This window comes from Nostoc sp., assembly GCF_036917975.1.
GTDB lineage: Bacteria > Cyanobacteriota > Cyanobacteriia > Cyanobacteriales > Nostocaceae > Nostoc.
Genome location: NZ_JBALEJ010000084.1, coordinates 33,960 through 43,377, shown reverse-complemented (window position 1 = coordinate 43,377; position 9,418 = coordinate 33,960). Strand labels below are relative to the sequence as shown.

9 protein-coding genes are annotated in these 9,418 nt (G+C 40.4%); 5 read left to right on the top strand and 4 right to left on the bottom strand.

Features of this window, described 5'->3' with window-relative positions; genetic code table 11:
• From V7K76_RS28460 to V7K76_RS28450, 3 genes are all read left to right on the top strand, one after another.
• The coding region (locus tag V7K76_RS28460) for a YadA family autotransporter adhesin (protein ID WP_442936802.1) at positions 1-1,811 on the top strand (1,811 nt) is incomplete at its 5' end.
• 290 nt (positions 1,812-2,101) lie between these two features.
• A complete protein-coding gene (locus tag V7K76_RS28455; RefSeq protein ID WP_334778586.1) occupies positions 2,102-2,485 on the top strand; it encodes a hypothetical protein in 384 nt (127 codons plus the stop codon).
• A 5-nt stretch (positions 2,486-2,490) separates the two neighbouring features.
• Positions 2,491-3,393 carry a tetratricopeptide repeat protein gene (locus V7K76_RS28450; RefSeq protein ID WP_334778587.1) on the top strand — a complete coding sequence of 301 codons (903 nt, stop codon included), beginning with the start codon at positions 2,491-2,493 and terminating at the stop codon, positions 3,391-3,393.
• A 655-nt stretch (positions 3,394-4,048) separates the two neighbouring features.
• On the opposite strand, the gene V7K76_RS28445 is transcribed toward V7K76_RS28450, so the two are convergent.
• Complete coding sequence (locus tag V7K76_RS28445) at positions 4,049-5,143, bottom strand: type I restriction endonuclease (RefSeq protein ID WP_334778588.1); 1,095 nt, start codon at positions 5,141-5,143, stop codon at positions 4,049-4,051.
• A 507-nt stretch (positions 5,144-5,650) separates the two neighbouring features.
• Positions 5,651-6,301 (bottom strand): DUF642 domain-containing protein, encoded by a 651-nt coding sequence (locus tag V7K76_RS28440; protein ID WP_334778589.1) that lies wholly within the window; start codon positions 6,299-6,301, stop codon positions 5,651-5,653.
• A gap of 63 nt (positions 6,302-6,364) precedes the next feature.
• Between V7K76_RS28440 and V7K76_RS28435 the strand changes: the two genes are divergently transcribed.
• The gene (locus V7K76_RS28435) at positions 6,365-6,496 is read left to right on the top strand and encodes a hypothetical protein (RefSeq protein ID WP_334778590.1); all 132 of its coding nucleotides are present in this window, start codon (positions 6,365-6,367) and stop codon (positions 6,494-6,496) included.
• Positions 6,497-6,691: 195 nt separating this feature from the next.
• Here the strand turns inward: V7K76_RS28435 and V7K76_RS28430 are convergent, their stop codons facing one another.
• The gene (locus tag V7K76_RS28430) at positions 6,692-7,267 is read right to left on the bottom strand and encodes a DUF642 domain-containing protein (protein WP_334778591.1); all 576 of its coding nucleotides are present in this window, start codon (positions 7,265-7,267) and stop codon (positions 6,692-6,694) included.
• A gap of 66 nt (positions 7,268-7,333) precedes the next feature.
• The gene (gene modA / locus V7K76_RS28425) at positions 7,334-8,185 is read right to left on the bottom strand and encodes a molybdate ABC transporter substrate-binding protein (RefSeq protein WP_334778592.1); all 852 of its coding nucleotides are present in this window, start codon (positions 8,183-8,185) and stop codon (positions 7,334-7,336) included.
• 679 nt (positions 8,186-8,864) lie between these two features.
• Between modA and V7K76_RS28420 the strand changes: the two genes are divergently transcribed.
• Positions 8,865-9,266 (top strand): fasciclin domain-containing protein, encoded by a 402-nt coding sequence (locus V7K76_RS28420; RefSeq protein WP_334778593.1) that lies wholly within the window; start codon positions 8,865-8,867, stop codon positions 9,264-9,266.
• Positions 9,267-9,418: the final 152 nt, after the last annotated feature.

The window sequence follows — 9,418 nt, the reverse complement described above, 5'->3', positions numbered from 1 at the left end:
AAGCCACAGGCATTTCTGCATCAGCTTATGGCGATAGTGCTAATGCCAGTGGCTTAAATTCCACTTCCATCGGTAAAGGTTCTAGAGCATTGGGTGATAGTTCCATTGCTACTGGTGATACTGCCAATGCTAGTGGACAAAATGCGATCGCTACTGGTACAAACACAGTCGCAAATCAACAAAGTGCTACCGCCACAGGTAATGCCGCTCAAGCCACAGGTACATCAGCATCAGCCTATGGTGATAGTGCTAATGCCAGTGCTAACAATGCGATCGCAATTGGTAAAGGGTCTGTAGCATCAGGAATTGGTTCCATTGCCACAGGCACTCAAACCCAGGCTATTGGTGAAAATGCCATTGCTACAGGAACCAATGCTAAGGCAGATGGTTTTAATGCTACTGCTACAGGTGCAGGGGCCCTAGCACAAGGCTCATATGCTACTGCCACAGGTGCTGCGGCCCTAGCACAAGGCTCATATGCCACTGCCACAGGTGCTGGCACTATTGCAATTGGTGAAAATGCGATCGCTATAGGCAGAACTGTTAATGCTAGTGGTAACAATGCCACTGCCTACGGTAATAGCGCCACTGCCAATCAAAACAATGCCTCCGCCTACGGTAATAGTGCCACTGCTAGTGGTACTAATGCCTCTGCTTATGGTAATAGTGCTAATGCGGGTGGTAACAACGCATCTGCCTACGGTAATAGCGCCATTGCTAGTGGTAACAACGCCTCTGCTTACGGCAACAGTGCCCAAGCCACTGCTAATAATGCCACTGCCTACGGGTACAACGCCAATTCAAATCAAGAGAATACGTCAGCATTTGGCTACAATGCCACTGCCAGTCAAATCAGTGCGACGGCCACAGGTGCTGGTGCGACGGCATCAGGTGCAAATTCTGTAGCTGTTGGTGGTGGTAATTTCAACACTACCACTGGCAAATTTGACCAAGCCGCAACCGCGTCTGGTAATCGGTCAGTAGCCACCGGATTTGGAGCCAATGCCCTCCAGGATGATTCTATTGCAGTGGGTACAGCTACTGCGAGTGGTCAATCCGCGATCGCCATAGGACAAAATGCGATCGCAAGCGAGGCTGGTACAGTTGCAATTGGTCGCAATGCCCAAGCACTTGCCGATCCAGCAACCGCAGTTGGTGATTCCGCCTCGGCAGTAGGTATAGATTCGGCAGCTTTCGCATATAGAGCTACAGCAAATGGTGACTATTCCACTGCTATTGGTACTGCGACACAAGCCAATGGTGCTAACTCGACTGCCATCGGTTCAAATGCAGTAGCTTCTGGCATCGGCTCAACCGCAATTGGTACAGGTGCGATCGCCACAGGTACAAATCAAATGGCCTTTGGTACTCCTGCCAGCTACTACACATTGCCAGGGCTAGCTCCTTCTGGAGAGTTTGTTGGCAATGCTAATCAGTCTGGAGATAGGCGCTTTGTTACAGTAGACCAATCTGGTAACTTAGGTACTGCTGAGGCTTTCTTTGATCCTAGTACTGTGGAAAAAATTGAAAGAGGATTAGTCACATTAGGAAAACAAATTGAATCTGTTGGCGCTCTCGCTGCTGCCCTCTCATCCATTCCTAACATACTTCCCACAGGTAGTAATGGAGGTTGTGGGGCTGGTGCAGGTATTTACGGCAGTTCTTTGGCCGGTGCATTTGGTTGCGTTACCCGCATTAGTCACAGTATCACCTTTAATGCGGCTGCCTCAATCACATCTACTCCTGGTTCCTCTAGTTACAGCAACAGTTCTGGCTTTATGGGGCGTATAGGCTTTTTCTTTCAGTTATAAATCTTGAAGTCATCCTCAACAATCTAATAGACATCTCCGAAAAAGAATGTAGAGACGTAGCACTGCTACGTCTCTACAAGGGTTCTGGGTAACGCATCTTTAATTTCTGGAGATGTCTAATTTTAAAGGTTGAACAACTTGCGTATCCATCAATTTAAAGTTCACAGAGTAATAGTCTTACTACAAACAAAATTCCACTTTTTATAGCGAATTTTAATTACATGAAATATAGTAGATTCGTCAGATTTACTTTCTTCCCAACTACTTCAACTGCTAGGACATTTAATATCATGAGAACAAACGCGATCGCACTTTCTGTGCTGTCAATCTTCTCCTTACTCCTAACCTCTCTCCCTACTACAGCTCAAAATCGCCCTCCACAACCCCGCACCAACCCAGTCAGGGTAAATGATTGGTCACAAACTCCCAACACTGAAAAAGAATTTATGCAAGGGTGTGTAGGACAACAAAACCTACAACCTAATCAAAGAACTACTAAACAGAGTTTTTGCCAATGTGCCTTGAATGCTTATAAAACTCGCTACAATCCCCAGCTATTTTCTCAGATTAATGCTCTAGCTACTCAAGTAGGACAAGATGGGCCACGCCTAGTTAATTTAATGATGAAACCTGAACTAGATCGTTGCTCTGCCCAAACTAATTATCGTCCTTAAATATTATGTCTGGGTTCAATAATCCTGGGATTAATCATTTACATCGATTAGCTTATTTACTAGGGATAGGAATATTGGGAATGACTTTCTCCACAAGTGTTCAAGCCCAAATTTCCCCTATTAATCAACCACCTGTTAACAATTCTTCTCTCAGTGCCGAAGAAAACTTTCAGCATGGTAATCTCACTCGTGCCATTCAACAATGGAGCCGCGATATTAAAAATCGTACTAATATTGTTGAAGCTTTATTTAATCGCTCCCAAGCTTATATTTTGCTAAAGCAATACAATTTTGCAGTACAAGACTTAAATCAACTGATTCAAGTCCAAGGACAAAATACACCAGCCCGTGTATTTATTGTCCGGGGAATTGCACTGAGTGAATTAAACCAACTACCAGAAGCGATTCAAAGCTTTAATCAAGCAGAAAAAATACAGCCTTCTCCTTTGCTTTATAACAATCGAGCATTGGCATATCAAAGATACGGAAAACTGCCCCAAGCTTTAGAAGATTTAAGTAAATCCGTACAATTGGCACCAACATTAATTAATCGCTTGAATCTTGCAAACTTACGTATTCAGCTTAGTCAGTTTAAACAAGTACTAGAAGAGATGAATCAAATGATAGTCACTGAAAAAACATTTTTTCCTGCCTATTTAACCCGTGGTATTGCATATTATAATTTAGGGCAATATGAGATAGCAATTCGTGATTTTCTCTTTAGTCTAAAAATTTTTCCAGATCAACCAGAAGCCTATTACTATGCAGGTTTGTCATTTGCTAAGTTGAATCGTAAAGAAGATGCAGCGCAAAATCTAATTCGTTCAGCCGATCTCTATCTTCAACGTAACCAACCCACTAGCTATCAGCAGGTTTTAGAAAAAATAAATGAACTTAATCTGCAATAAATTTCAAGAAACATACTCTGTGATATAGGACTCATATTTGATTTTTGAAAAAACTCAGTACACCTTTATTCCTTCTTCCCAGTCCCCAGTCCCTTACCTCTACGAGTGATTCAGAAATCAAAGACGCTCGATAGCGCAGCGTTAGCGACGCAGGAGCGTCTGACTCGCTACCGCTTCGCTATCGGATTGCTATAGTACAGTGATACCAAACAGTATTGCATTGGTGTCAACTTATACTGCAAACGGGTAACAACGAGACTTTTTAAAAAATGGCTATAAGCTTGGCACAAACAAGCTTTTGGCGATTATTCAAAAGTCAAGTTCTCAGCCGTTTTTAGTATAGGAATAACAATCAAATAACATACAATTTATGTACCTGGTTTACCTCACCCTCAATCCTTCTCGGATATATTGGAGAGGGAAGCTAGAGACAGGATGAAGATTTTGTATTTTATTTCACGTTCCTTAACGTGAAAACTAGTCTAATACAAGCTTTTAGATTGCCTCGTTCCCAGTCGGAGACTGGGAATGCTCGTCGTTGAGGCTCCGCCTCTCTTACTGGCGGCTCTGGCGCCAGGAGCAGCATTTCCCGACTCTGGCTGGAAACGAGAGTGACTTGATTGCTAGGGTCAACCTAAAATCCAAAATTGTCTGGCTAGTCTTGGCGCGAAGATTTTTTGAAATATTGTGTAGTACAAAAAGGTCGGCGAAGCAATTTTTTCCTAATGCTGGTTCCGTTATCCTCAAACACTATCAAGTGCAATACTTGCTCTAGGAAACGCCGTTTGTCAAAAATACCTTGAATCAGCACCTCTAGTTCAGTTGCGCCCTTGGCAGGAAAGTCCTCGCCATCAATGGTGCGCCAGGGTAAAAACTCCTGCCAATCTGAGGTTAATGTACTGACTCGTGCCCGATTTCCATAAGTAATAACTAGGAATATATTGTAGTCAAATAGCTTCGGTATTTGTTCGATGTAGGTCTGAATTCGCTGATAACCTTCTTTGAAAGTAGCCTGTTCATCACTGGGCTGAATCGAAACAATAACTGCCAAAGGTAAACCGTTGATAAAGACAACTACATCGGGATAGTGAGCATAATTCCCCTCAACTACAGTCAAGGGATGAATAGCTAGCCAATCATTGTTCAGTAGATTAGACGTATCAATGAGCGACACTGTGTCATGAACTATTTCTTCGTTACACAGGTATTCAACTTCCACACCATTGGTCAATAATTTGTGAAAGCGACGGTTATTTTCCAGCAAGTCAGAACTCGGAATGCAAGTAACCTGATGAATAGCTGCGGCGATCGCTTCATCAGGTTTTTTTGGGTTAATTTTCTGCAAAGCCTGATGGAGGCGCTGATACAAAACCACGTCACTATAACTACTCCGCCCGATCTGGTGCTTACCCAAAGCAATATCTGGCTCTAATAAAACTGTATAGCCAATAACCTCGAACCAAGTAAGCGCATATGGTGCGATCGCTTTGCCCACCCCAGGTATCCCTTCTCTATCTTCGTGTCGCTGGCTTTTAAGTAGGGGTATCGCAGACTGTGTAAGGTAAAAACGGCGGCGAAGTTTTCTTGTAACACGACTCGCTTTGACAGTTATTTTTTTTAGCTGTGCTGGATTCATGAAAAAGCTTGTGCCTAGTTTATTGGCATTAGTTGGTATATTTTCGATGGAGTAAGTAAGTCGGCGTAAAAATTTGTCCTTGCGAGAAGGCAGTCCTGATGAAACAAGTTTCACAGCCTTGAATGAAAGAATAACTGGGGACTGGGGACTGGGGACTAGTATTTTTACTCAGCACTCAGCACTCAGCACTTTCAAGTCAGGAGGGAAGAGGGTTTTAGTCTAGTTTATTGTGCCAACTTACTCATACGACCTTATACGACTTGATACTAACTATCAAAGCTGAACTCGATCGGCAAGATTGTATCCTGTGCTACATATTACCAATAATATTGGTAAAAATGTTAATGTAATAGCATCGAGGCATGACAAATGACAAAATCCCTCATCACTACCACATAGTAATTTGAGGGATTTGCATTCTGTTATCGAACAGAATTCAGGAGTCAGGAGTCAGAATTCAGCAATCTTTTCTGACCGAAAAAGCGGATAGCGCAGCGTCTCGTAGAGAGGAACGAGCGTCTTGATTCTGACCGGAGGCGGAGATGCTCCGTCTCCGCTCCTGAATTCTGACTCCTGAATTCTTCTTCAATTTATGAGAGTGACAAAAAAGGGCTATTCTTTCTAGCTAATTGCCTTCTTTTTCCTCAGCAAAATTCCCAACAACCCAGCAATTGCTATTCCTCCAATAGTTGATGACTCAGGCACAGGTATTACACTCACAGCATCTAAGTATAAAAATCCGTATTTATCTACATTCCCAAACTTTAACTCTGTGGATGATGCGTCTGCCGTAAAATTGAACTTATATTGCGTGTATGGTTGAAAAGAAATATTTTTTTGATCAAAAATTTTATTTCCACCTACAAATGTCTGAAATTGATTATCAAGCCAAGGGGCTTCATCTACAGATGCTAAATAGTAACTAAGTTCGTATGTCTGATCAGGTTGTGTAGAAAGGATCTGTGATATGTAGCTGAGGTTTACAAATCCACCAAGTGATAAGCCCTGATTACCACTATCATATTGAGGAAAATTGCTAATTTTAGTTAATGATGTATCCATCGGATCACCAGATTTAATCCAGTCTGTAACATTAGGATTTGTAAGGTTGGGATCATTAGGATCTACGAGGGGGTCTAATTCAAAGCTTCCGTTTTTAACAAGTTCTACGGCTTGTGCTGCTGCATTATAAGTATTGGTAATCACAGCAGTGCTAATTAAGCTAGTGGTAACACTAAAAACAATAATTGAGAGTTTTTTAGTTAACTTCATGAGACTTGACTCCAAATTATTCCAATTTACGACAATCTTTAAAACCAGTTGATAGTTACATTTATGCTGACTCTAAGTAGTGTCAATAAAACTAAACACTTTATCTTCACTTTAGAAGATTTAGGTTTATTAAACTCTTTAGAAACGCGAGAGACGCGAAATCTCGCGTCTCTACAAGCCGAAAATTCTCACTAACAAACCTTAGCTGAACTGTATTGACTTATAGATGGATGAGTTCGTACTTAAGTCTAATTATTAGCATGGTAACATTCTCGACACTATAAAGCCAGACATTGCTTGGGCTTTTAAGAGAATGAAGATTAGCTTGTTGTATGTAGTTTATTCATCTCCATCATCTACCCCTAGATTTCCATAATTTTCATCTTCATATTAAGGTATAGCTTTAACACTCACATCATCCAAATATAAAAATGCAAACTTGACTTTGTAACCAAATTTTATCTGTGTGGATGTTGATTTTGCTTTAAAAACTAACGCGTATTTTGTGTATCCTTGAAAAGCAATATCATTTTTAACATCAACCTTCTTTTCACCTATAAAAACCTGAAATTTATTCTTCAGGTCAGGTGCTTCTTCTGTTGATGCTAAATAGTAAGTAAGTTGGTAGTATTGACCACGAACTGTATTGATATTCTGTGATAGGTAGGTAATGTTTGAAACGTTACCAAGCGATACCCCCTGGTTACCAGTGTAAGGAAAGTTGCTAATTCTAGTAATTGCTGTATCTATCGGATCGCCAGACTTAACCCATCCTGTAATATTAGGATTTGAAATGGTGGCATCATTAGGATCTATGAGAGGATCAATTTCAAAGTCGCCGTTATAAATCAGATTTTGTCCATCTGCTTGTGCTGCTGATTTATAAGTATTAGTAATCACAGCAGTATGAAGGAAAGCAGTGGTCAAACCACAAACAATAATTGAGAGTTTTTTAGTAAACTTCACAAAACATTACTCCAAATAGTTCAAAATTGACGACAACGAGTACTTAATTGATTTACTTTCTGGTGATTAAGGCGCCTTAAATTGGTTAGATCTAAAAATACCCTGGGCAGTAGTACCACTTAAGTAGGTAGAAAAACTCTGTGCCGTTGATAGAACTGTAGTTCTGGTGAGTATACCCAATGGATAGACAATCGGATCACTCTCTGACGGTTTCGCAGTTTCTACGACTTTTACTTTGTTAGAAATGAAAGCATCAGTTGTGTAAACAAAACCTGCGTCAATAGTTTTATTTACACCTCCAACTACGATAGTTTTATTTTCAACAGCAGTTAAAACGGCACGTACATTGGGAGCAAGGGATAATTTAGGACTAACAGTGTTAAAAATACCTCGGGTAGTGAGAACTTGTTTGGCATAATTTCCTGCTGGCACAACAGGAGGAGTACCTGTGTAGTCACCTATCGCAATGCCAGTAATATTGGCGTTGGTCAAACCATTGATGCTAGTAAGAGCAGCACTACCAGCACTAATAGGAGGTGTCGTAGGTTTAATCAAAACTAGACTGTTTCTGGCAATGTTTTTACGGCTACCTGCTACCAATTTACTTGGGCTTGAATTCTGCAAGACATCTATTTGGTCGGTGGCGGCAGAAATGAAAATATCTGCTGGAGCTCCTGCTTGTATTTGACTAAGCAAAGTACCAGAAGCACCAAACGTATAATTAACAGTGACACCTGGGTTAGCATTTTGGTACTGAGTCTTAATGGTATTCAGCGCGTTTGTTAAGCTAACAGCCGCATATACGTTAAGTGTAGTTACAGATTGTGCTGGTGAGAAATTGACAAACTGCCACCCTATTACTAGCATCATGCTGGTAACTGCCGTAGCAATCCAACCAATAAGTCTTCTTCTGTTCATAAAAGTCATAGTTTGGGGAAAATATTACCTAGAAGCCCTATTAAAAAGGGGAAATCCTAAGAGCCAACTTTTTGAGGGAAGCGATTACGCGTAAGTCCTACTGGAAATCAACAGCCAATCACAATTGCTAAAAGCATTACTGATTGGCTGTTTATTATTTCCAGGTGGAATTACACAAACAGCGAGTGAAATTTATTAAGTGATGAAATAATATCAGTTAAATTAGTTTATTACCAACTTTTTTGGTTATCGAATCCTGACAAAAAACTATGTAGGCGCGTATAAATCCTAAAAAACCCCTAAAAATACTGCCTACTATAGGTTTGATTATAAAATGACCAGATATTCCTAGATATTTAAAACTCAGATTATACCACAATACGGTTCAGTTAAGAAATTTATCCGTTGAGGCAGGCAGGAGGAGCAGGGAATGCAGAAAAAAGCTTATCTGAACTGTATTGGATTATACCAATAAAGTAGTTTTGATTATCTACTTGACTAACTTTTTTGGTAAAACATCTACGCACATACCATTATAATTCTTTCTTTGTATAAAAATGTATATAAACTTTTATGGTATCAATAAAAAAATTGATTTAACATACACCTAATGATAGATAGATTTTATAAAAAAAACAGTTTAGATTTGTAACAAGTTACACAGAACTAGGTAAAACACATGGCCAACATAATTGACACTGCCACTAACAATGGTTCTTTCAAGACACTAGTTGCAGCAATCCAAGCGGCTGGTTTGGAAGATACACTGAAAGGCGCTGGCCCATTTACCGTCTTTGCACCTACTGATGCAGCATTTAATAAGCTTCCAGCAGGTACAGTAGACGCATTACTGAAAGATCCTGCAAAACTCAAGAAAATCTTGACCTATCATGTTGTTTCAGGCAAAGTACTGGCTGCTGATGTAGCTAAATTGAAGACAGCTAAAACAGTTGAAGGTTCAGATGTCAAAATTGACGCTTCTAATGGCGTTAAGATCAATGATGCAAAAGTTGCAACAGCAGATGTTGCTGCTGATAACGGTGTCATTCACGTAATTGACACAGTTTTGATTCCTGCATAAGCAAGCATCAGAATAGCGAATGCTATTTCTGGGGCGGCGACTACCTATAGTCGTTTTTTAATTACAGTCTGGTTGGATGTTTTTTAGTAAATACCAACTACCAATAAATCCATCTAGATACTGTCTAGATGGATTTACTGTTTCATGCATGT

Excerpts from the sequence above, each read along its gene's own strand:
- V7K76_RS28455 (WP_334778586.1), top strand. The coding sequence starts at position 2,102 with ATGAGAACAAACGCGATCGCACTTTCTGTGCTGTCAATCTTCTCCTTA.
- V7K76_RS28450 (WP_334778587.1), top strand. The coding sequence starts at position 2,491 with ATGTCTGGGTTCAATAATCCTGGGATTAATCATTTACATCGATTAGCT.
- V7K76_RS28440 (WP_334778589.1), bottom strand. The coding sequence starts at position 6,301 with ATGAAGTTAACTAAAAAACTCTCAATTATTGTTTTTAGTGTTACCACT.
- V7K76_RS28435 (WP_334778590.1), top strand. The coding sequence starts at position 6,365 with ATGCTGACTCTAAGTAGTGTCAATAAAACTAAACACTTTATCTTCACT.
- modA (WP_334778592.1), bottom strand. The coding sequence starts at position 8,185 with ATGAACAGAAGAAGACTTATTGGTTGGATTGCTACGGCAGTTACCAGC.
- V7K76_RS28420 (WP_334778593.1), top strand. The coding sequence starts at position 8,865 with ATGGCCAACATAATTGACACTGCCACTAACAATGGTTCTTTCAAGACA.